The 22,939-nt window shown below is 73.6% G+C and carries 17 protein-coding genes and 1 riboswitch; of the genes, 12 read left to right on the top strand and 5 right to left on the bottom strand.

What is annotated here, in order from left to right; genetic code table 11:
* Positions 1-80: 80 nt before the first annotated feature.
* The gene (locus ACTMS2_RS24245) at positions 81-1,145 is read left to right on the top strand and encodes a golvesin C-terminal-like domain-containing protein (protein WP_441177450.1); all 1,065 of its coding nucleotides are present in this window, start codon (positions 81-83) and stop codon (positions 1,143-1,145) included.
* Positions 1,146-1,336: 191 nt separating this feature from the next.
* Here ACTMS2_RS24245 and ACTMS2_RS24240 read toward each other — a convergent pair whose 3' ends face one another.
* Together ACTMS2_RS24240 and ACTMS2_RS24235 are read right to left on the bottom strand one after the other, a co-directional pair.
* A complete protein-coding gene (locus ACTMS2_RS24240; RefSeq protein ID WP_441177449.1) occupies positions 1,337-2,038 on the bottom strand; it encodes a cation transporter in 702 nt (233 codons plus the stop codon).
* A complete protein-coding gene (locus tag ACTMS2_RS24235; RefSeq protein ID WP_441177448.1) occupies positions 2,038-2,367 on the bottom strand; it encodes an ArsR/SmtB family transcription factor in 330 nt (109 codons plus the stop codon). Before ACTMS2_RS24235 ends, ACTMS2_RS24240 begins: the two co-directional genes overlap by 1 nt.
* Positions 2,368-2,740: 373 nt before the next feature.
* Positions 2,741-2,955: riboswitch (cobalamin riboswitch) on the top strand.
* Between the two features lie 218 nt (positions 2,956-3,173).
* Between ACTMS2_RS24235 and ACTMS2_RS24230 the strand changes: the two genes are divergently transcribed.
* Together ACTMS2_RS24230 and ACTMS2_RS24225 are read left to right on the top strand one after the other, a co-directional pair.
* Positions 3,174-5,519, top strand: a complete 2,346-nt coding sequence (locus ACTMS2_RS24230; protein ID WP_441177504.1) for a ribonucleoside-diphosphate reductase subunit alpha — start codon at positions 3,174-3,176, stop codon at positions 5,517-5,519.
* 35 nt (positions 5,520-5,554) lie between these two features.
* Complete coding sequence (locus ACTMS2_RS24225) at positions 5,555-6,550, top strand: ribonucleotide-diphosphate reductase subunit beta (RefSeq protein ID WP_441177503.1); 996 nt, start codon at positions 5,555-5,557, stop codon at positions 6,548-6,550.
* 116 nt (positions 6,551-6,666) lie between these two features.
* Here the strand turns inward: ACTMS2_RS24225 and ACTMS2_RS24220 are convergent, their stop codons facing one another.
* Complete coding sequence (locus ACTMS2_RS24220) at positions 6,667-10,014, bottom strand: hypothetical protein (RefSeq protein WP_441177447.1); 3,348 nt, start codon at positions 10,012-10,014, stop codon at positions 6,667-6,669.
* Positions 10,015-10,081: 67 nt separating this feature from the next.
* Here ACTMS2_RS24220 and ACTMS2_RS24215 point away from each other — a divergent pair, with 67 nt between their 5' ends.
* Positions 10,082-10,750, top strand: coding sequence for a M23 family metallopeptidase (locus tag ACTMS2_RS24215; RefSeq protein ID WP_441177446.1), 669 nt, complete (start codon positions 10,082-10,084; stop codon positions 10,748-10,750).
* Between the two features lie 18 nt (positions 10,751-10,768).
* On the opposite strand, the gene ACTMS2_RS24210 is transcribed toward ACTMS2_RS24215, so the two are convergent.
* A complete protein-coding gene (locus tag ACTMS2_RS24210; RefSeq protein WP_441177445.1) occupies positions 10,769-11,503 on the bottom strand; it encodes a DUF899 domain-containing protein in 735 nt (244 codons plus the stop codon).
* 458 nt (positions 11,504-11,961) lie between these two features.
* On the opposite strand from ACTMS2_RS24210, the gene ACTMS2_RS24205 reads away from it, so the two are divergent.
* A complete protein-coding gene (locus tag ACTMS2_RS24205) occupies positions 11,962-12,867 on the top strand; it encodes a Sir2 family NAD-dependent protein deacetylase (RefSeq protein ID WP_441177444.1) in 906 nt (301 codons plus the stop codon).
* 69 nt (positions 12,868-12,936) lie between these two features.
* Here ACTMS2_RS24205 and ACTMS2_RS24200 read toward each other — a convergent pair whose 3' ends face one another.
* Complete coding sequence (locus ACTMS2_RS24200) at positions 12,937-13,887, bottom strand: tetratricopeptide repeat protein (RefSeq protein ID WP_441177443.1); 951 nt, start codon at positions 13,885-13,887, stop codon at positions 12,937-12,939.
* 187 nt (positions 13,888-14,074) lie between these two features.
* Between ACTMS2_RS24200 and ACTMS2_RS24195 the strand changes: the two genes are divergently transcribed.
* The 7 genes from ACTMS2_RS24195 (at position 14,075) to ACTMS2_RS24165 (ending at position 22,867) form a co-directional block, all read left to right on the top strand.
* On the top strand, positions 14,075-14,662 hold the full coding sequence (locus ACTMS2_RS24195; RefSeq protein WP_441177442.1) for an STAS domain-containing protein: 588 nt from the start codon (positions 14,075-14,077) through the stop codon (positions 14,660-14,662).
* A 105-nt stretch (positions 14,663-14,767) separates the two neighbouring features.
* The gene (locus ACTMS2_RS24190; RefSeq protein WP_441177441.1) at positions 14,768-16,366 is read left to right on the top strand and encodes a glycoside hydrolase family 64 protein; all 1,599 of its coding nucleotides are present in this window, start codon (positions 14,768-14,770) and stop codon (positions 16,364-16,366) included.
* Between the two features lie 166 nt (positions 16,367-16,532).
* Positions 16,533-17,669: a CaiB/BaiF CoA transferase family protein gene (locus ACTMS2_RS24185; protein WP_441177440.1), complete on the top strand. Its 1,137-nt coding sequence runs from the start codon at positions 16,533-16,535 to the stop codon at positions 17,667-17,669.
* Positions 17,670-18,035: 366 nt separating this feature from the next.
* Positions 18,036-18,125: a K(+)-transporting ATPase subunit F gene (kdpF, locus tag ACTMS2_RS24180; protein ID WP_151452733.1), complete on the top strand. Its 90-nt coding sequence runs from the start codon at positions 18,036-18,038 to the stop codon at positions 18,123-18,125.
* Complete coding sequence (kdpA, locus tag ACTMS2_RS24175; protein WP_441177439.1) at positions 18,125-19,780, top strand: potassium-transporting ATPase subunit KdpA; 1,656 nt, start codon at positions 18,125-18,127, stop codon at positions 19,778-19,780. Before kdpF ends, kdpA begins: the two co-directional genes overlap by 1 nt.
* Before the next feature lie 19 nt (positions 19,781-19,799).
* The gene (gene kdpB / locus ACTMS2_RS24170) at positions 19,800-21,986 is read left to right on the top strand and encodes a potassium-transporting ATPase subunit KdpB (protein WP_441177438.1); all 2,187 of its coding nucleotides are present in this window, start codon (positions 19,800-19,802) and stop codon (positions 21,984-21,986) included.
* A complete protein-coding gene (locus ACTMS2_RS24165; protein WP_441177437.1) occupies positions 21,986-22,867 on the top strand; it encodes a potassium-transporting ATPase subunit C in 882 nt (293 codons plus the stop codon). Before kdpB ends, ACTMS2_RS24165 begins: the two co-directional genes overlap by 1 nt.
* Positions 22,868-22,939 lie beyond the last annotated feature (72 nt).

Genomic DNA, 22,939 nt, shown 5'->3' with positions numbered 1-22,939 from the left:
GGGCGTAGACATCTTTCATCGGGCATCGAGGCTCCACTATATTGCGGGCACTGTCGATCTCTCCCGATGACGAGGTGCACATGTTCGACAACCCGACGCTGCGGCGGCGTACCCTCCTGGCGGCCGTCGCCGGCGCCGCGGCCGTCCCCGTGGTCGCCGGCCCCGCTTGGGCCGCGTTGCCCAAGGTCTACATCGACCCGGGCCACGGCGGCACCGACCCCGGCGCGGTGGGCAACGGGCTGCAGGAGAAGGCCCTGACACTCGACATCTCCCTGCAACTGCGCAACATCCTGCTGGCCAACTGGGCCGTCGACGTCCGCATGTCCCGTACGACCGACATCACCCGCAGCCTGGCGTACCGCACCGACGACGCCAACGCGTGGGGCGCGAACCTGCTCGTGAGCGTGCACATCAACTCCGGCGGCGGCACCGGCTTCGAAAGCTACCGGTACCCGACGTCGGACGCCGCCACCGTCAACCTGCACAACGCCCTGCACCCGAGGGTGATCGGCAACATGCGGACGATCGGTGGGGTCACCGACCGGGGGCTGAAGACCGCGAACTTCCACATGCTGCGCGAGTCGGCCATGCCCGCCGTGCTGACGGAGAACCTCTTCATTGACTCCGTCGCCGACTCGAACCTGCTCAAGCGCGCCGACTTCATCACCGCCACCGCCCGTGGCCACGCCGAGGGCATCGCCGCCTACCTCGGCCTGAGCGCGCCCAACCCGCCCACGTTCAGCACCATCGTGGACAACGCCACGGCGGGGCGGTTCACGGCGAGCACCAACTGGGGCACCTCCTCGTACTCCGCCCAGCGCTACGGGGCCGACTACCGCTTCGCCAACCCCACGCCGGCCAGCGACGCCGCCTGGTTCAAGGTGAACATCCCGGCGGCCGGTAACTACCGCGTCGAGGTGCGGCACCCGGCCGATCCCGGCTACAACAGCTCGGCCCCGCATGTCGTCGTCACCGCCTCGGGCAACCGCACGGTCAGCGTGGACCAGCGCTCCAGCGGCGGCGTCTGGCGCTCGCTGGGCACCTTCGGGCTGGCCGCCGGCGACCGGAACCTGGTCGCGGTCAGCCGCTGGACGAGCACCACCGGCTACGTGGTGGCCGACGCCGTCCGGGTCACCCGCGTCTGACAGCGCCGCCGGTCCGTGCCCGGTCGCCGACGACGTGCCGGTGGTGCGTCGTGGCGAGGTGACCGACGAGGCGTGGCCGGTGATCGCGCCGCCGCTGCCGGAGCCTGGTGCTCCGCGGTGGCGGCGCGATCACCGGCGGGACGACCACGGGACCCGGTGGCGGCCGCGCCGCGACCTGCCGAATGGCCCGCTCAGCATCCGCCCGCGCAGTCCGGCGTACGGCTGCTCGTCGCCGGGCCGGCCGGTCCGAGCCCGGGCGTGCAGCAGGCGTCGCCCCGCCACGCCTCGCGGCCCTCCTTCACCGCCACCGCCGCGATGACCAGCGCGGCGACGGGGTCTGCCCAGGACCACCCGAACAGGCTGTTCAACCCCAGCCCCACGAGCAGTACGGCGGACAGGTAGGTGCACAGCAGGGTCTGCTTGGAGTCCGCGACCGCCGAGCGGGAGCCGAGTTCCCGGCCGGCGCGGCGCTGCGCGTACGACAGCCCCGGCATGATCGCCAGCGACAGCGCGGCGAGCACCAGGCCGACGCTGGAATGCTCGGCCTCGGCACCGCCGAGCAGCGCCCGTGCCGACTCCACCGTGACGTACGCCGCGAGCGCGAAGAACGAGACCGCGATGATCCGTAGCGCGACCCTCTCGCGGGACTCCGGGTCGCGGCCGGCGAACTGCCATGCCACCGCAGCCGCCGACGACACCTCGATCACCGAGTCCAGCCCGAAGCCGATCAGCGCGGTCGACGACGCGAGCGTGCCGGCGGTGATCGCCACGACCGCCTCGACGACGTTGTAGGTGATCGTGGCGGCGACCAGCAGCCGTACCCGGCGGGCGAGCACCTCGCGGCGTGCCGGCGAGGGCCCCACCGGCGCCGGGTCGATCAGGGGCAGGCCCATCAGCAGCAGTCCTTCCCAGCGGAGTCCGGGCAGGCGTCGGGATCGACCGTCAGGGCGAGGCCGAGCAGGTCGGTCAGGGCGTGGGCCAGTCGGGCGTCGGCCAACTCGTAGCGGGTGCGCCGCCCCTGGGGTGCGGCGACCACGAGGCCGCAGCCGCGCAGGCACGCCAGGTGGTTCGACAGGTTCTGCCGGGTCGTACCCAGCAGTTCGGCCAGCTCCGCGGGATAGCCCGGCCCGTCGCGTAGCGCCAGCAGCAACCGCGCCCGGGTCGGATCGGACAGGGCGTGACCGAAGCGCGCCAGCACCTGACCGTACGTCAACGTCTCCACGCCCCGATAGTACAGCCGACGATGTACCGATCGGAGGCGGCTCGGTCTGCGCTGGCCCCGCGGGCCGGGCGCCGACGGGCACGACCCGCCGCCGGCAGCGGCCCCGCCGGCGCCGCGACCGGCGTCCGTAAGCCGCTCCCGCATCACTGCGCCCCGTCCGCGTGGGTCGTCACCTGGTGATCAGGACCCTGTGGACCTCATCCGGCGGTCTGGACGTCCAACGCGTCCTGATCACCGCTGGTTGCCGGGCGCAGCGTGCCGTGGGCGGTGCGTCGACGCGGGCATCCGGCGTGCGATCGACAGGCGTCATCCGGCTCGCCGACGACACGCCCGGCACCGACATGTGGGGTGTGACAACGCGGCCAACCCTATATATGGTGTCGGCGCAGCTGGTTCGGGCGCTCATCCGGAGCGGTCGAGGCAAGAGGGAACCCGGTGGGAATCCGGGACTGCCCCGCAGCGGTGAGTGGGAACGACCGCCGTCATCAGCACTGGGCCGTCAACGGCCTGGGAAGCGACGGCCAGTAGGAGACCGGCGAGTCCGGTCGCGCCCGCGAGTCCGAAGACCTGCCAGTGCGCCGTACGCCCGCATCAGGGTGTGTGGCGGTCCGAGGCCGCGTGGGACGGCCGACGCCATCTCGACGCGTGCTCGCGCGCGTCGTCGTCGGTGTCCGCTCCCCGCGTGCCCAGGAAATCCGTCTGGGATCAAGGCTCGCGAGGAGTGAGTGGTGACAGTCACCGAGGTTGTTCCGGCCGCCGGCACGGCGGTCGACGATGCGGCCGTGGCGGGCCAGCGGCGACCGCAGATGCGGGTCCGCAAGCGCGACGGCGGCACCGAGGCGGTCGACGTCAACCGGATCGTCCGGGCGGTCGAGCGGTGGGCCGACGACCTCGCCGACGTCGACCCGCTGCGGGTGGCAACCCGGACGATCAGCGGCCTGTACGACGGGGCGACGACGGCCGAACTGGACCGGCTGTCCATCCAGACCGCCGCGGAGATGATCGGCGAGGAGCCGCAGTACTCGCGGCTGGCGGCCCGCCTGCTGGCCGGGTACGTCGACAAGGAGGTCCGCCGGCAGGGCATCGGCTCCTTCAGTGAGGCGATCCGCCGGGGCCACGGCGAGGGACTGATCGGTGACGACACCGCCGCGTTCGTCGCCGCCCACGCCGGCGTCCTCGACGCCGCCGTCGACCCGCGCGGCGACCTGCGGTTCGAGTACTTCGGGCTGCGTACGGTCTACGACCGCTACCTGCTGCGCCACCCGACGAGCCGGCTGGTGCTGGAGACCCCGCAGTACTGGCTGCTGCGCGTGGCCTGCGGCCTGTCGCAGACGCCGGACGAGGCGGTCGAGTTCTACCGGCTGATGTCGAGCCTGGCGTACCTGCCGAGTTCGCCGACGCTGTTCAACTCCGGCACCCGGCACACGCAGATGTCCTCCTGCTACCTGGTCGACTCCCCGCGCGACGAGCTGGACTCGATCTACCAGCGGTACGCGCAGGTGGCGAACCTGTCGAAGTTCGCCGGCGGCATCGGCATCGCCTTCTCCCGGGTCCGTTCCCGGGGCGCGCTGATCAGGGGCACCAACGGGCAGTCCAACGGGATCGTGCCGTGGCTGCGGACGCTCGACGCCTCGGTGGCGGCGGTCAACCAGGGCGGCCGGCGCAAGGGCGCGGCCTGCGTCTACCTGGAGCCGTGGCACCCGGACGTCGAGGAGTTCCTCCAGCTGCGCGACAACACCGGTGAGGACGCCCGGCGCACCCACAACCTGAACCTGGCCAACTGGATTCCCGACGAGTTCATGCGGCGGGTGGAGGCCGACGGCGTGTGGTCGCTGTTCGACCCCGATGTGGTGCCGGAGCTGCCGGACCTGTGGGGGGAGGAGTTCGACGCGGCGTACCGGGCCGCCGAGGAGCAGGGCCGCTACGTGCGGCAGGTCCCGGCGCGGGAGCTGTACGGGCGGATGATGCGCACCCTCGCCCAGACCGGCAACGGGTGGATGACGTTCAAGGACGCCGCGAACCGGCTGTGCAACCAGACGGCCGAGGCGGGCAACGTGGTGCACCTGTCCAACCTCTGCACCGAGATCATCGAGGTGTCCAGCGACGGCGAGACCGCCGTGTGCAACCTCGGCTCGGTCAACCTCGCCGCCCACCTGGGCGCCGACGGCATCGACTGGGAGCGGCTGCGCGCCACCGTCCGCACCGCCGTGACGTTCCTCGACCGGGTCATCGACATCAACTACTACCCGACGCCGCAGGCGGCGGCGAGCAACCCCCGCTGGCGGCCCGTCGGGCTCGGGCTGATGGGTTTGCAGGACGTGTTCTTCGCGCTGCGGCTGCCGTTCGACTCCCCGGCCGCGCGGGAGCTGTCCACCCGGATCAGCGAGGAGCTGTACCTGACCGCCCTGGAGACCTCCGCCGACCTGGCGGAACGCTCGGGCGCCCACCCGGCGTACGGGCAGACCCGGGCGGCGCGCGGGCAGCTGCAACCCGACCTGTGGGGCGTGACGGTAGGCCAGCCGGCGAGGTGGGCCGCGCTGCGGGAGCGGGTCGCCGCGTACGGGCTGCGCAACTCGCTGCTGGTGGCGATCGCGCCGACCGCCACCATCGCCTCGATCGCCGGCTGCTACGAGTGCATCGAGCCGCAGGTGTCCAACCTGTTCAAGCGCGAGACCCTGTCGGGGGAGTTCCTTCAGGTCAACACCGCCCTCGTCCGCGAGCTGAAGGCCCGTGGCCTGTGGACGGAGCGGATCCGCACGGCCATCAAGCGCGCCGAGGGCTCCGTGCGGGACGTCGCGGAACTGCCGGCCGAGGTGCGGGAGCTGTTCCGTACCGCGTGGGAGCTGCCGCAGCGGGCGTTGATCGACCTGGCCGCGGCCCGCGCCCCGTACATCGACCAGTCGCAGTCGCTGAACCTGTTCCTGGCCGCTCCGACGATCGGCAAGCTCTCCTCGATGTACCTGTACGCCTGGAAGGCCGGGCTGAAGACGACGTACTACCTGCGGTCGCGGCCGGCCACCCGGATCCAGCAGGCCACGGTCGCGCCCGCCGGGCCGACCCGCGCCGCCGGCCTCGTCGCGCCGGTGGCGACCATCGACGAGGCGCTGGCCTGCTCCCTGGAGAACCCCGAGTCGTGCGAGGCCTGCCAGTGACCACCCCGACCACCAGCGAACCGAGGACCGCCCACATGCTGCTCGACCCGGGGATGGATCTCACCCTGCGCCCGATGCGTTACCCGCACTTCTTCGACCGCTTCCGCGACGCCATCCGCAACACCTGGACCGTGGAGGAGGTCGACCTGCACGCCGACCTCGCCGACCTCGACCGGCTCTCCCCGGCCGAGCGGCACCTGGTCAGCCGCCTCGTCGCGTTCTTCGCCACCGGCGACACGATCGTCGCCAACAACCTCGTGCTCAACCTCTACCAGCACGTCAACTCCCCGGAGGGCCGGCTCTACCTGTCGCGGCAGCTGTTCGAGGAGGCCGTGCACGTCCAGTTCTACCTCAACCTGCTCGACACGTACGTGCCCGACGAGACCGAACGCTTCGCCGCGTTCGCCGCCATCGAGAACATCCCGTCGATCCGGCGCAAGGCCGAGTTCTGCTTCCGCTGGATCGACTCGCTGGGCGAACTGCGTGAGCTGCGTACGCGACAGGACCGGCGGGCGTTCCTGCTCAACCTGATCTGCTTCGCCGCCTGCATCGAGGGGCTGTTCTTCTACGGCGCCTTCGCCTACGTCTACTTCCTGCGCTCCCGGGGGCTGCTGCACGGCCTGGCGTCCGGCACCAACTGGGTGTTCCGCGACGAGTCCATGCACATGGCCTTCGCCTTCGACGTGGTGGATACGGTCCGCGGGGAGGAGCCCGACCTGTTCGACGACGAGCTGGCCGAGCAGGTGCGGCAGATGCTCACCGAGGCCGTCGAGTGCGAGGTCCAGTTCGCCGAGGACCTGCTCGGCCAGGGCGTACCCGGGCTGTCCCTGGTCGACATGCGCGAGTACCTGCAACACGTCGCCGACCGGCGGCTCGCGCAGCTGGGCATCCCCGCCCACTACGGGTCGACCAACCCGTTCGCGTTCATGGAGTTGCAGGACGTCCAGGAGCTGTCGAACTTCTTCGAGCGGCGCGTGTCGGCGTACCAGGTCGGTGTGAGCGGCACGGTGGCTTTCGACGACGACTTCTGAGCCGGGGGCGCCCCCGCCCCTCGCGGACCGGGGGCGCCCCGGTGCGTGCGTCAGGCGGAGCAGCGGGTGCGGCGCCGTCGGGCGGACCGGCCCGTCGTCGTGGCGGCTGCTGCGGGTCACGTCGCCGCCATCGAGATGTCGAAGGCGGCGTCGCGGACGTCGGCCACCGGGTGCTCGCGCAGCAGGCGCAGCAGGTCCCGCCACGGCGCGGACCAGCCGTACGCCCTGCCGCCACCGGCGAGGGCCACCGCGAACAGGCCGGTGGTGGCCTCGCCCCGCGCGGCGAGTAGGTGGGCCGCGGCGAGCACCGGCTCGGCGTCGAGGGTCTTCGGCGAGGCGGCGCGCCGGCTGAGGAGACGGGCGAGCCGGGCGGCGAGTGCCGGCCGCCCCGCCACCAGTCGCGCGATGCCGAGGATCTCGGCGCTGAGCCGATCGGAGGTCGTGTCGGCGAGCGGCAGCAGCCCGGTCAGCAGGGTGCCGGCCTGGGCCCCGTACGCGCGATGGCCGCCCAACTCGTCCGCCATCCGCCGCCACGGCGCGGGATCCATCCGGGGATCGGAGGCCCACACCGAGGACGCCTCGGCCACGATGGCGTCGATGCGCCGCCGGGCGGGACGGTCCGCGCCGGGGCCACCCGGGTCCGTGTCGGCGTCGTCGGCCCGTACGAGGGCGCGCAGGGCGAGGGTGGGCGCCTCCCGCTCGGGACGACCCGGGTGGCGCAGCACCGCGTCGACGAGCGGGCGTACCGACTGCCAGTCGTGCCGCTCGCCCGGGTCGGCCAGCGCCGCCGCGACCAGGCCGGTGAGGTCGGGTGCCCAGGGCAACCAGTGCACGAGCCGGGGTCGGGCGAGCCGGCTGACCTCGCGGTCGGTGCTCGCGCAGGCCCGGGCGACGAGGGCGGCGTAGCGGGGGCGATCCGGCGCGGCGACCCCGTCGGGCGGGGTCGCGAGCACCGTCAGCGACTCCTCCCGGCTCCCGACGACCGCCTGTTCGAGGAGCGGCCAGCTCTCCGGCGCGTGCAGCCGCTGCCGGGCGGCGGCGACGATCGCCGCGCGTACGTCGCGGTGCTGGTCGGGCTGCCGCCACGCCGACACCAGCACCGTCATCGCCGCCGGGGGACCGAAGCGCCCGAGCAGTCGCAGCGCCTGCTTGCGGCTGGTCACCTTGCCCCGCCCCAGGGCGACGGCGGACAGCGGGGCCACCAGGTCGGCCGGGCGGGTGAAACGCGCGACGCGACCGGCGGCGTAGAGGGCGACCCTGGCCCGCTCGTCGTCGGCGTGCGACAGCAGCAGCGGCAGCGCCTCTTCGGGCCGGTCGGTCCACGGCAGCGCCGCCAGGGCCGCCTCGGCCAGGGTGACGTTCGGCGAGTCGACGTGGCGCAGCACCAGCTCGCGCCCGGGGCCCGACACCGGCGCGGCGGCCCGGACGGCGGCCGCCCGGTGGTGCAGCGGGGTGCCGGCGTCGGCGGCGAGGCGCGCCTGCAACCGTACGAACGCCTCCTGCTGGCGGGGCAGCCACCGCTCGGCGTGCACGGGCGGGCCCGGGACCCAGCGGGTGCCGGCGGTGAGGAACGCCCCCTTCGGCGGGTGGCGCAGCACCCGGTCGAGCAGGTCGGTGCGTCGTGCGCTGACGGTCCGCCACACCGTGGGGAAGGTGATGGTCGAGGCGTCGGAGCGCAGTACGTACGCCACGCGTTGCGCCCGTGTCCTCGGATCGGCGAGCCACAGCTCGACGGCCTCCCGCACGACGGGGGCGACGGTGCCGGTAGCCGTCGCCCGGCGCAGCAGTTCCTGGAGTTCGGGCAGCCCCCAGGCCCGCCGACCCAGGGCCCGGGTCACCGCGAACAGCGCGGCGAACCGGCCCCGGGCCATGCCGGCCTCGACCCAGCCACGCAGCCGGGCGAAGACCAGCTCCTCCTGCCCCCGACGCAGCGTCTCGTCGAGGCGTCCGAGCGGTGGCAGCCGGTGCCCGCCGAAGAGCCGGTCGAGGGTGTCCAACGCCCACCGCAGCAGGGCCGGTTCGTCGACGTGGTGGCCCAGCACCCGGGCGGCGAGGGTGCCGAGCGCGGCGAGGGTGCGCGCCGACGCGTCGCGTGTGGTCGTGGCGTCGACGGTGATCCGGGCCAGCATCTCGACGGCGTCCGCGCGCAGCATCGGGGCGAGGTCCGCCAGCTCCGCCAGCGCCACGGCCCGGACCGGGTCCTGCTCGTTGCGCAGCCGGTCCAGCCTGGCCAGGGCCTCGGCCGCCGCGACGGGGTCACGGCTGCGCCGTGCGGCGGCCAGGAGCAACTGGTACGCGACGGCCCGGTCGCGCGCGTCGGCGGCGCGCAGCGCGGGGGTGAGCACGGCCGACGCCGCCGGCCAGGGCAGCAGCGCGCTCCAGGACCGCACCTGCGCCTCGTCGTGGCGGACGTCGTCGAGGGTGAGCACCCGGCGGGCCTCCCGCTCCCGCCAGGCGTGCGGCAGCACCTCCATCAGCGGCGCGTCGGGAATCCGGGTGGCCGTTTCGACATCGGCGAACACGGCGTCGTGCAGCTCGCCCCGCCGCGCCGGGGGCAGCGCCCCCAACAGCCGCCCCAGTGAGTTGTTGCGGTCGCGTACCCGCCGGCCCAGGGTGACCAGGTCCGCCTGCGGCAGCCGGACGAGCCGACGCAGCAGCGCCGGGGGCAGCCACTGGTAGCCCACCCAGTCGGCGCGGGACACCGCGGTCAGCAGGGCCAGTACCCGTCGTGGCGCGGCGGCGGCGAGCGGCCCGTAGCTCGCCAGGTCGCCGGGGAGGTACCCGGTGGGCGCGTAGCGTTCGAGCAGCGCCAGCGCGCGTTCCGGTCGACGTGCACCGGCGACCAGGACCCGTGGGCCGTGCGTCGACCACCAGCGGTCCCGGTCGGCGGGGTGGATGTCGGGCAGCGTCGACTCCGCGTGGTCGAGCACCACGTCGCCGTGGCGGCGGGCCAGGCGGACCGAGTCCGGCAACGCGTGTTCGACGACCGGCAGCAGCCGGCGGACGGTGTCCGCCCCGCAGGCGGGCAGCAGGGCGACCGCCTCGGCGGCGCCGAAGCGCCCGAGCACGCCGTCGACCAGGTCGTCGGCGACCGTCGGCCGGCGCAGGTGCCGCAGCGACCGGTAGACCAGGTGGCGCAGGTCGGCCGACGCGTCCCCGACGAGTGCGTGCAGGTCGTCGCCGGCGAGCCAGCCGGCGCGCAGGCCCGCCTTCACGGCGACCGCCCGGATGGTGGGTTGCGGGTCGCCGAGGGCCGCCCGCACCGCCGTGTGGTCGCCGACGATCCCGGCCGCGGTGACGGCCAGGAAGCGGTGGTACGCCTCCCCGCCGCGCAGGTCCGCCAGGATCTCCGGCAGCTCGCCCGTGGCGGCCACTTCACGGGCGCGGCGGGCGAGCGCCACCATCCGTTCCCGGTGGGTCAGCGCGTCCAGTTCACCGAGCAGGCGACGTGTCGATTTTCGCACGCCGCTCATTGTGTCGGTCGGGATGCCGCCCCGCACACCCGTTCCGCGGGGCTTGCCGGCGTCTGCCATGCTCGGGCCGGTGACGACCGGCCTCCGCAGCAGTCCCCGCACCCACCGTCGCGTCCGCAGCCGCCGCCTCCGGGTCGCGCTCGTCTCCGGCGCGGTCGCGCTGCTCCTCGCCGCCGCCGTGTTCGTCGTCGCGGTGGTCGTGCCGCTGGTGCGGCCGGCGGGACCGCGTCCGCTCTTCCAACTGCCCGTAGCGTGCGGGGAGACGTGGCAGTTGGGCACCTATCCCGGTCACGACGACTACGACGTGGACCTGTTCCCGACCGAGGGCAAGGCGTGGGGGCGGCCGGTGCTCGCGTCGTACGCGGGGAAGGTCACCGTGGCGGGCATCAACGGGTCGGTGGGTGGCCGTACGCCCGAGGACCCGGACGGGCCGCGCGGGCGTGGCGGCGGCTACTGGGTGAAGATCGACCACGGCGGGAAGTGGGAGACGCAGTATCTGCACCTGCTGGAGCCGCCGCTGGTCCGGGTCGGTCAGCGGGTCGCCCAGGGCGAGCAGATCGGGCGGGTGGGCAGCACCGGCAACTCCGGCGCCCCGCACCTGCACTACGAGCAGCGGCGGGGCTGGGAGAAGGTCGAGGCGTACTTCGACGGCGCGCCGTCGGGCATCACCCACGACGACACCGAGTACACGGTCAGACGCAAGAGCAACAACTGCCCGCCCGGGTGAGCGTGGCGCCGATCGCCGTCAGTGGCAGTGGCAGTCGCCGCCGGTCGTGGCCGTGTCGTAGGTGTCGTGGAGGGGGAACTCGTTGACGTAGCGCTGCCGGCCCAGCGGCGTGAGGTCCAGGAAGTTGTAGGTGTTGAGCAGCGTCTCGAGACCCCGGCCGTACACCGAGTAGGTGTGCAAAATCCGTTCGCCGTCGCGGACGAAGACGCTCAGGCCGTGGCCCTCGCCCTTGATGAAGCCGGTGAGGCCCTGCGCGGCCAGGGTCTCGGCGTCCTTGTAGTTGTATTCCACCGGTGCGACGGCCGGGTCGTTGGTGGCGTGGAAGTCGTAGTTGAAGTCGCTGCCGTGCGAGGAGTACCAGGGAAAGCCCCAGCCCATCCGGCTCCTGAAGGACGCGAGGGTCGCGTACGGCGCCCGGGAGACCACGGCGAGGGTCGTGTCGCTGGCGTGCAGGTGCGCGAGGTGGCCGAAGTTGTCGACCAGCAGCGAGCAACTCGTGCAGCCCTCGGTCCACTCGGGATCGAACATGAAGTGGTAGACGAGCAGTTGTCGCCGCCCCTCGAACATGTCCGCCAGCCGGACGGAGCCGGAGGGCCCGGTGAGGGAGTAGTCCTTCTCGACGGCGACCGCGGGCAGTTCGCGTCGCAGCGCGGTGACCTCGTCCCGGCGTCGGGTGATCTCCTTCTCGCGCTCGAGGAGTTCCTTGCGGGCCTCGACCCACTCGTTCCGGGACACGACCTTCGGAATAGTCATCGACGACACGCCTTTCCGCTGAAGCGCCTGCGCCATTCTTATCGGGCGCTACGCGTTCACACCAGCCTCCGGCCGGCGCGGTGGGATTCCCATTTCCGATGACCGTCGCGGCAATTTCCGTCGGCGGAGGCGACAACGGGCAGGTCGGACCGTCCGACCCGTCCCGGGCCGGTTCCCGCGCGGGGGAACGGTGGTCGGCGTACGCCGGGCAAGTGCGCAAGGGAGAACAAATTCGCCGACGCGCCCGGTCCGCTCGCGGATCGCGGAGCGCCGTCGCGCGGCGGGACAGCCGGTGGCGTACGGGGACGGCGGGACAGGCCGCACCGGCCCGCCGGCGGTGGGCCGGCGACTCGCTCGCCGGGGCGGTCCGACGAGCCGTCCCGCGCATCCCCGCCGGGCGGTCGCGGACGCCGCACTAGTCTTGCGGCGCGGGTACGTGACGGAAGGGGACGGTTCCGGTGGGGGAGCGGTCGGTACGGAAGGCCGCGGCGCTGTTGGCGCAGGCGCGTCGCGTCGTGGTCTTCACCGGCGCGGGCATCTCCGCCGAGAGCGGCGTGCCGACCTTCCGCGACGCCCTCACCGGCCTGTGGCGCAGCTTCGACGCGCGGCGGCTCGCCACGCCGGATGCCTTCCGCGACGATCCCGCCCTGGTCTGGGGCTGGTACGAGTGGCGGCGCGCCACGGTGGGCCGGGCCCGCCCGAACGCCGGTCACGTGGCCGTGGCGGCCATCGAGGCTCGCGTCCCCCACGCGGTCGTCGTGACGCAGAACGTCGACGACCTGCACGAGCGCGCCGGCTCCGTCGCACCGATCCACCTGCACGGGAGCCTGTCCGCGCCGCGCTGCTCGGCCTGCGCCCGCCCAGCGCCGCTGCCCGCCGGGGCGTCGCTGCCCGACGGGACCTCCCTGTCCGCCGAGGCGCCGCCGTTGTCCGGCGGGGCAACGCTGCTCGACGGGGCGCCGTTGTCCGGCGGGGCAACGCTGCTCGACGGGGCGCCGTTGTCCGGCGGGGCGCCGGACGAGCACGGTGACGGCCGCGTGGCGCCGCCCCGGTGCGCGCACTGCCCGGGCCTCGTCCGGCCCGGGGTGGTGTGGTTCGGCGAGGCGTTGCCGAGCGCCGCGTTGGAGGCCGCCGTCGAGGCGGCGTCCGCCTGCGACCTGCTGCTGACCGTGGGCACCTCGGGACTGGTGTATCCCGCCGCCGAGATCCCCCGGGTGGCCGCCCGCTTCGGCGCCCCGGTGGTGCAGGTCAACCCGGAGGAGACGCCCCTGGACACCGTGGCCGACGTGAACCTGCGCGGCCCGGCCGCCCAGGTGCTTCCCGCCCTCGTGCACGCCGCCTGGGGCGCCGCCGACCCGGCCTGACGGCGCGCGGCGAGGTCTGGGCGGTCGTCCAGGCGGAGGACCTGGCGCCGGGCGGCCGAGGCCGTCGGATCAGGAGGGGCGAGGCATGCCGAGTTGGTCCAGCCAGCCGTCCACGTCGAACCCCTGCTCCTCGGCCCGGTCGAGCCACCGGGCGGCGCGGGCCTGGTCGGTGGGCACGCCGGAGCCGAGCAGACACATCACCCCCAGGGTGGCCGCCGCCCGCGCGTTCCCGGCGTTCGCCGCCCGCTCGTACCAGCCGGCGGCGACGGCCTCGTCCCGGGGGAAGCCCCGGCCGCTGGCGTGCCCGGCCGCGACGTTGTACAGGGCGCGGGGGTGCTCCCGCTCGGCGGCGCGCAGCAGCCACTGCCGCGCCACCGCCTCGTCGCGCGGCACCATGTCCCCGGTGTCGTACAGGACGTGCAGCTCGAACATCGCGTCGGCGTTGCCGGCCTCGGCGGCCTGCCGGTGGTACGCGACCGCCGCCTCGCCCTCGCCCAGCAGGTAGTGCACGATGCCGGACCAGTAGCGCGCCTCCCCGGTCGGGTCGTCGGCGCGCAGCGGCTCCAGCAGTGTCAGCGCGTACCGCCCGACCCGGCCCACGGCCTCCCGGCCGACGGCGGCGAACAGGTACGCGCCCTGGCGGTTGCCCTGCCCGGCGGCCTCGGCGAAGCAGCGCAGGGCCGCGTCCAGGACGTCGTTCCCGCTGGTGGGGACCGGGTGCGGCGACGGCCACGCCGGCGGCTGCCCGATCGGCAGGTCGAGCAGCCGACGCCCCAGGGGCACCCACGCGTCGGTCCGGCCAGCCCGCGCGGCGGCCAGGTAGCCCCGGACCAGCACCTCGCACGCCCGGATCGGCAGGATCCCGATCATCACGTCCCCGCGCACGATCCGGCCGTCGATCTCACGGCACAGCCCTTCGAGGTACGCGGCGTCGAGCGGCTCGGCGGCCGTCACCCGCTCGGTCTCGGCGAGCAACGTGTCGCCGGGGGCGGACGAGGCGGTGGCAGGGGTCAAGGTCACGCCGCCACCCTACTGTCGGCGCTCACGCGCCCCGGGGCCCGCCCGGGCCGGAGTTGTCACACAACCGTCATCCGCCCGAAGGGTGACCGCGAACCGCGACCGGCAGGTTGAACCGGGCGGCGACGCCCGCCGGCGAGCGCGTGGTGGCGACGCCGTACGGATGCGGTGGAAGGAAGGGACCGGCACGATGAGCGTCGTCCGGGGTGACGAGCACACGACTCTGATCTGCGACGTCTGCGGCGAGACGGTCGTGGAGGCGGGGAGTGGACCGGCCGGTGTGGTCTGGGAACTGGTGTCCGACCACGAATGGACCGGCTCGCCGCTCGCCGACGGGCCGCACCGCTGCGCCCACTGCACCCTGCTGGCGGGTTCCGGAGAGGCGAGCACGGGCGGCCCGGGACCGGGCGGGATCCTCGGCATCGACCATCGCGGCGACGCGACCGTCATCACCTGCGCCGGAGACATCGACGTCGACGGTGCGGGCACGCTGCGTACGGCCCTGCTGCACGCCACCGACATGGGCGGGCACGTCGTCGTCGACCTGACCAACGTCCGGCTGATCGACTCCACCGGGCTGGGCCTGCTCGTCGGCGCCCAGCGGGACTGCGCCGCGCGGGGTGCCACGCTCAGCCTGGCCGCGCCGTCGCCGTTCCTGCGGACCGTCCTGCGGACCCTGCGCCTGGACGAGGTGCTCCCGGCGTACGACAGTCTTGGCGAGGCGGTCGCCCGGGTGACCGGCGCCGAATGGACCGGGGCGCCGGGGCACCGACCCTGATCCCGGCGGACCTATTGGCGTACGTCTATTGACAGGGGGGCGCGTCGGTCCGACGCTGAGAGAGCGCTCTCTCAGTTGTCCACCACCCCCTGAGGAGGAGTACGCGTGAAGCTCCGAAGAAGGCTGCTCGCCGTCGTGTCCGCGCTGGTCGCCGCCGTCCCGGTGACCGTCGCGGCGTCCCCCGCCCACGCCGTCGGCCCCGCGCTGCTGCCCGTCACGATCACCAACAGCACCGGTCGGGGCGAGGCCGTCCACCTGTACGTCATCGGCGTGCAGCTCTCCAGCGGCCGCCTCGGCTACGTCAACCAGGGCGGCACCTTCGTCCCCTGGTCGGGCGGGCAACTCCCGCCGTCCCCCGCCCCGGACGCCTCGATCCCCGGCCCCAACAACGGCGGCAGCACCACCATCCGGTTCCCGCGCGGCTTCTCCGGCCGCGTCTACTTCTCCTTCGGCGAGAAGCTCAAGTTCTTCCTCACCCCGGACGGCTTGGTGCAACCCGCGCCCTGGGCGGCCGGCGACGCCAACCGCGACATCCTGTTCGACTGGAGCGAGTTCACCTACAACGACGCCGGACTGTGGCTCAACAGCTCGCAGGTCGACATGTTCGCGGTGCCGCACGCGGTCACGGTGACCGGCGCCAACGGCGTCACCAAGCGCACCGGCGACGTCGTGGCGGGCGGCCGCAACGCGATCATCGAGGGCATCCGGTCGCAGCCGGGCTGGGCCAACACCGTGCACACCCGCTCCGACGGGACCGTGCTGCGGGTGCTCGCACCCGGCAAGGCAGCCGGCGCCGGGCTGTTCAGCGCCACCTACCTGGACTCCTACATCGCGTGGGCGTGGAACGCGTACACGACCAGGACGCTGACCGTGGTGCCCTTCGCCGACCAGCCGAACACCCGCTACTTCGGGCGGACCTCCGGCAACGTCATGACCTTCACCAACGGTGCCGGGCAGGTGGTCGCCTCCTTCAACCGGCCCTCCTCCGCGAGTGTCTGGGGCTGCGACGGGGACCTGCCCGCACCCAACGACCCGGTCGTCGGCCCGATCTCCCGGACGCTCTGCGCGGCACTGAACCGGGGCACCCTCGGCACCATCGACACCCAGCCCAGCACCAACGCCGCCGAGTTCTACCGCAACAACCCGACGAACCACTACGCCCGGGTCATCCACGCCAACATGGTCGACGGCAGGGCGTACGCCTTCGCCTTCGACGACGTCGGCGCGTTCGAGTCCCTGGTCCACGACGGCGACCCCCGCGCGGCCGGCGTCGTCCTGAGCCCCTTCGGCGCGGGCGGCAGCGCACCGGGGAACCCCGGCGGCGCGGTACCCGTGCTGAGCACCTGGAACAACAAGTGCATCGACGTGCCGAGCGCGAACTTCGTCGACCGCGCGCAGTTGCAGATGTGGAACTGCAACGGCACCGACGCGCAGAAGTGGACGTTCACCGGCGACACCCTGCGCAGCCGGAACGACAAGTGCATGGACGTCGACGGCGGCGCCACCGGCAACGGCGCGGTCGTGCAGCTCTACGCGTGCAACGGCACGGGAGCACAGCGGTTCACCCTGAACGCGGCGGGCGAACTGGTCAACCTCCCGTCCGGCAGGTGCGTCGACATCCGGGACTGGAACGGTGCCGACGGCGCGAAGCTCCAGCTCTGGGACTGCGCGGGCGCCGCCAACCAGAAGTGGCGCAAGGGCTGACCGGCCCGGCGGGTGGCGGCGCCCCGTCGCCACCCGTCGCCGGGGCGAGCGACGGCCGCCGCGCCCGCTGTGCCATCGTGGTCCTTCCATCGACGCGCCGGACGTCGGCACCCGGCGGGCGCCACGACGCGCCGGGGCGTGGCGTCGACGGGGAAGGGGCGCGGCGATGGGGGAGCAACGGTCCGGGCCGCTCAGCGGCGTCCTCGTCGCCGACTTCTCACGCATCCTCGCCGGCCCGTACGCGACCATGCTCCTCGCCGACCTCGGCGCCGAGGTGATCAAGGTGGAGGGGCCCGGCGGGGACGACACCCGGGCCTGGATGCCGCCCGTCCGGGAGGGGACCTCCACCTACTACCTCGGCGTCAACCGCAACAAGCGCTCCATCGCCCTCGACCTCGCCGACCCCGCCGACCTGGAGGTCGCCCGGGAACTCGTCCGCCGCGCCGACGTCATGATCCAGAACTTCCGGCCCGGCGGGCTGCGGCGCTTCGGCCTCGACTACGACAGCGTCGTGGCCCTCAACGAACGGATCGTCTACGCCTCGATCAGCGGGTTCGGCGCCGGTGCCGGCGCCGATCTGCCCGGCTACGACCTCGTGGTCCAGGCCGCGTCCGGCCTGATGAGCCTCACCGGCGAGCCGGACGGGCCGCCCTACAAGGCCGGGGTCGCCGTGTTCGACGTGATCGCCGGCCTGCACGCGGCCGTCGGCATCCTCGCCGCCCTGCACCACCGCGACCGCTGCGGCACGGGCCAGCACGTCGAGGTGGACCTGCTCTCCGCCGCGCTGTCCGGCCTGGTCAACCAGAGTAGCGGCCACGTCGCCGGGGGCGCGACGCCGTTCCGGATGGGCAACGGACACCCGAGCCTGTTCCCGTACGAGCCGCTGCCCACCGCCGACGGCGACCTCGTCGTCATCGCCGGCAACGACGGGCAGTTCCGCAAGCTGTGCCACGTGCTCGGCCTGCCCGACCTGCCCGACGACCCCCGCTTCGCGCGCAACCAGGACCGCACGGTCAACCGGGAGGCCCTGCGGCCCATCCTGGTCGCGCGCCTGGCCGAGCGCACCCGCGACGAGTGGTTCCGGGACCTGCGCGCGGCGGGCGTGCCGTGCAGCCCGATCAACACCGTCGCCGGCGGCGTCGACCTGGCCCGGCGACTCGGGCTCGACCCGGTGGTCAGCGCCGGCGGCGTGCCCGGCATCCGCAACCCGATCGGCCTGAGCGCCACCCCGCCGCGCTACGACCTGCCGCCGCCGGGGCTCGACGAGCACGGCGACGAGATCCGCGGCTGGTTGGCCGGCTGACGCCCGCCCCGCCCCGGCTGACGCCCGTCCGGCTGCCGGACCTCGCCCGGCTGCCGGGTCCCGGCCGGCCCGCCCGGCTGCCGGGTCCCGCCCGCGTTCTTTGGTCGGAGGGCGTCGGTGAGCGGCGTCACGGCCGCAGCCCGGCCGCGTGAAGAACGCGTCAAGAAACGTGCCGCCGCCGTCATGATCGCGTGATGAACCCTGTCCCTCGCGCGGGCACGGAGTTTCGATTGCCCGGCACGGCCGGAAGGCGGTCGTGACGAGCGGTCCGGTAAGAGGAGTCAGTGTGTCCGACGTGGTGTTCGTCCTGGTGACGGTGGGGCTGTTCGCCGCACTCGCCCTCGTGGTGAGGGGCGTGGAGAAGCTGTGAACGTCGTCGATGCCGTCGGCCTGGTGCTGGCGCTGGGCCTGGGTGTGTTCATGGTGGTCGCGTTGCTGTTCCCGGAGCGCTTCTGATGTCCGCCACGACAGCCGGCGCCCTCTTCGTCCTGTCCCTGGTGGCGGCCCTGGCGGCCGTCCACCGGCCGTTCGGCGACCACCTGTACCGGGTGGTCGCCGCAACCCGGCACTCCCGCGTCGAGCGTGGGATCTACCGTCTGGTCGGGGTCGACCCGGCCGCCGGGCAGACCTGGGGCGTGTACGCCCGCGCCGTACTCGCCTTCGCCAGCGTGTCGATCCTGTTCCTGTACGTGTTCCAGCGGTGCCAGGACCACCTGTGGCTGTCGCTCGGGCTCGACCCGGTCGTCGCCCACGGCGCCTGGAACACCGCGGTGTCCTTCGTGACCAACACGAACTGGCAGTGGTACGCGGGCGAGTCGACGATGGGCCACCTGGTGCAGATGGCCGGCCTGGCGGTGCAGAACTTCGTCTCCGCCGCCGTCGGCATCGCCGTCGCGGTGGCCCTGGTGCGCGGCTTCGCCCGCAGCCGCACCGGTGAGTTGGGCAACTTCTGGGTCGACCTGACCCGGATCACGCTGCGGGTCCTGCTGCCCGTCGCGGTCCTCGGCGCGCTGGTGCTGATGGCCGGCGGGGTGGTGCAGAACCTCTCCGGCGGCACCGAGGTCGCCACCCTGACCGGCGGCACCCAGACCGTCACCGGCGGCCCCGTGGCCAGCCAGGAAGTGATCAAGGAACTCGGCACCAACGGCGGCGGCTTCTACAACGCCAACAGCGCGCACCCCTTCGAGAACCCGACCCCCTGGACGAACTGGATCGAGATCTTCCTGATCCTGCTGATTCCGTTCAGCCTGCCGCGCGTCTTCGGCCGGATGGTCGGCCAGACCCGGCAGGGCCACGCGATCGTCGCGGTCATGGCCGTCCTCGCGATCGCGAGCGTCACGCTGACCAACGTCTTCGAGCTCGCCGCCGGTGGCACCGTCCCGCAGGCCGTCGGCGCCGCGATGGAGGGCAAGGAGGTGCGCTTCGACGTGTCGAACTCGGCCACCTTCGCCGCCGCGACGACGCTGACGTCGACCGGGGCGGTGAACTCGTTCCACGACTCGTACACCGCGCTGGGCGGCATGATGACGCTGGGCAACATGATGCTCGGCGAGGTCGCACCGGGCGGCGTCGGCGCCGGCCTCTACGGGATGCTGGTGCTCGCCGTGATCACGGTGTTCGTGGCCGGGCTGATGGTCGGTCGCAGCCCCGAGTACGTGGGCAAGCGGATCGGCTCCCGCGAGATCCGCTTCGCCTCGCTGTACTTCCTGGTCACCCCGGCCCTCGTGCTGATCGGAACGGCCACCGCCTTCGCCACCGGCAACCACGCGACCGCGCTGAACGTCGGCCCGCACGCCCTCACCGAGGTGCTGTACGCGTTCACCTCCGCCAGCAACAACAACGGCTCGGCCTTCGCCGGCATCACGGTGAGCACGCCGTGGTGGAACACGGCGCTGGGCCTGTGCATGCTGCTCGGCCGGTTCCTGCCGATCATCTTCGTGCTCGCCCTGGCCGGGTCGCTGGCCCGCCAGCGACCCGTACCCGCCTCCGAGGGCACCCTGCCGACCCACCGGCCCCTGTTCGTCGCGATGGTCGCCGGCGTCACGGTGATCCTCGTGGCGCTCACCTTCCTGCCCGCGCTCGCGCTCGGCCCGCTGGCCGAAGGGCTGTGACCCGATGAGGAAAGAGACCATGACCGTCGTAACGCGGGCACCGCACGACCGGGCCGACGCGGGCACCCCCGTCGTACGGGGCGGCCGGGGCGGCGGCCTGCTGGACGCGCGGCAGCTGCTGCGGTCACTGCCCGACGCGCTGCGCAAGCTCGATCCCCGCACCCTGTGGCGCAACCCCGTGATGCTGATCGTCGAGATCGGCGCGGCCTGCACCACCGTGCTCGCGCTGGCCGATCCGTCGGCGTTCGCGTTCGCCGTCGCGGCCTGGCTGTGGCTGACCGTGCTCTTCGCCAACCTCGCCGAGGCCGTCGCCGAGGGGCGCGGCAAGGCACAGGCCGCCAGCCTGCGCAACGCCAGGAAGGACACCGTGGCCACCCGCCTGCGCGGCTGGACGCCGGGCGCCGCGGTCGGCGCCTACCGCGACGAGGCCGTGCCCGCCCCGGAACTCGCGCAGGGCGACATCGTCCTGGTGGCGGCCGGGCAGCTGATCCCGGGCGACGGCGACGTGGTGGAGGGCATCGCCAGCGTCGACGAGTCGGCCATCACCGGCGAGTCCGCCCCGGTGATCAGGGAGTCCGGCGGGGACCGCAGCGCGGTCACCGGCGGCACCCGGGTGCTCTCCGACCGGATCGTCGTACGGATCACCCAGCGGCCGGGGGAGAGCTTCGTCGACCGGATGATCGCGCTGGTCGAGGGCGCCAACCGGCAGAGGACGCCGAACGAGATCGCGCTGAACGTCCTGCTCGCCGCGCTCACCGTCGTCTTCCTGCTGGTGGTGGCGACCCTCCAGCCGCTGGCCGTCTTCGCCAAGGGCCACCAGGCGGCGGCGCCCGACAACGGCGCGATCACCGACGCCGGCGTGACGGGCGTGGTGCTGGTGTCGCTGCTGGTCTGCCTCATCCCCACCACCATCGGCGCGCTGTTGTCGGCCATCGGCATCGCCGGCATGGACCGCCTGGTCCAGCGCAACGTCCTGGCCATGAGCGGTCGCGCCGTGGAGGCCGCCGGCGACGTCGACACCCTGCTGCTGGACAAGACCGGCACCATCACCCTCGGCAACCGGCAGGCCGCCGGGTTCCTGCCCGTCGACGGCGTCGACGCGAGCCTCGTCGCCGACGCGGCGCAGCTGGCCAGCCTCGCCGACGAGACGCCCGAGGGTCGCTCGGTGGTGGTCCTGGCCAAGCAGGAGTTCGGGCTGCGCGAGCGCGAGCCGGGCCTGATCCCGCACGCCACGTTCGTGCCGTTCACCGCGCAGACCCGGATGAGCGGCGTCGACCTCGACCCCGGCGGGAGCGCGCCCTGGCCGGCCCGGCGGATCCGCAAGGGTGCCGCCTCCGCCGTCACCGGGTGGGTCCGCGAGCACGGCGGAGAACCCGCCGGGCAGCTCGGGCGGATCGTCGACGAGATCAGCGGCGCGGGCGGCACCCCCCTGGTGGTCGCCGAGCACGTCGACGGCGAGCCGGCCCGCGCCCTGGGGGTGATCCACCTCAAGGACGTGGTCAAGGCCGGCATGCGCGAGCGCTTCGACGAGATGCGCCGCATGGGCATCCGCACCGTGATGGTCACCGGCGACAACCCGCGTACGGCCGCGGCGATCGCCGCCGAGGCGGGCGTCGACGACTTCCTCGCCGAGGCCACTCCCGAGGACAAGCTCGCCCTGATCCGGCGCGAGCAGCAGGGCGGCCGGCTGGTCGCGATGACCGGCGACGGCACCAACGACGCCCCCGCCCTCGCCCAGGCCGACGTCGGCGTCGCGATGAACACCGGCACGTCGGCCGCGAAGGAGGCCGGCAACATGGTCGATCTCGACTCCGACCCGACCAAGCTGATCGAGATCGTGGAGATCGGCAAACAACTGCTGATCACCCGGGGCGCGCTGACCACGTTCTCCATCGCCAACGACGTGGCGAAGTACTTCGCGATCGTCCCCGCCATGTTCGCCGGCATCCACCCGGGCCTCGACACCCTGAACGTCATGCGGCTGGCCAGCCCCGAGTCGGCCATCCTCGCGGCCGTCATCTTCAACGCCGTGGTCATCGTCGCCCTGATCCCGCTGGCCCTGCGCGGCGTGCGCTACCGGCCGGCGTCGGCGTCGCGGCTGCTGCGCCGCAACCTGCTGGTCTACGGCCTCGGCGGCATCGTCGTGCCGTTCGTCGGCATCAAGCTCGTCGACCTGCTCCTGCAACTGCTTCCGGGAGTCTCCTGATGCGTCTGCCCACCTGGCTCTCCGCACACGTGGCCGCGCTGCGCGCGCTGCTGGTCTTCACGGTGCTGCTCGGCCTGGCCTACCCGCTCGCCCTGGTCGGCGCCGGTCGGCTGCCCGGCCTGCGCGACCGGGCGGACGGGTCCCTGATCACCGCCGACGGCCGGCCGGTCGGCAGCGCGCTCATCGGCCAGGCGTTCACCGACGCCGACGGTGAGCCCCTGCCCCGCTACTTCCAGTCCCGGCCGTCGGCCGCCGGCGACGGCTACGACCCGACGGCCACCGCCGCGTCCAACCTCGGCCCGGAGAGCGTGGTCGACACCCTCGCCGCGGACCCGCGCGCGTCGAGCCGGAGCCTGCTCAGCCAGGTCTGCGCCCGCAGCCGCGCCGTCGGCGAACTCGACGGCGTCGACGGCCGGCGCCCCTACTGCACCCCCGACGGCGTGGGGGCGGTGCTGGCGGTGTTCCGCGCCGACGGGCTGACCGGCCCTGTCACCAGGGTCGTCAGCGTCAACCAGAGCGCGCCGGCCACCCCGTTCCTCGCCACGTACGAGGGGGTGGTTGTGGAGCTGGCCCGGCCCGGCGAGGACCTCGTGGCCGCCGGCGGCCTGATCGTGCCGGTGCGGGGCGACGCGCCGCGGACCCCCGCCGTGCCCGCCGACGCGGTCACCGCCAGCGGCAGCGGCCTCGACCCGCACATCAGTCCGGCGTACGCCGAGATCCAGGTGGCGCGGGTGGCCCGCGAGCGGGGCGCGGATCCGGCGGCGCTCCGGCGCCTCGTCGCCGAGCACACCCGGGGCCGGGCGCTCGGCTTCATGGGTGCCCCCGCCGTCGACGTGCTCGCCCTCAACCTCGCCCTCGACGAGACGCTGCCCGTCGCGTGAGGGTCGGCGTGGGGCGGGGCCGGGTGCCCCGCCCCACCCGTGGTCCGTGGTACGACGACCGGCCGTGCCGGT

Origin of the sequence: Micromonospora sp. SD12 (assembly GCF_052068495.1) — a bacterium.
Classification (GTDB): domain Bacteria; phylum Actinomycetota; class Actinomycetes; order Mycobacteriales; family Micromonosporaceae; genus Micromonospora; species Micromonospora echinofusca.
Note: the sequence above shows the minus strand (reverse complement) of the source record. Positions and strands in the feature narration are given on the sequence as shown.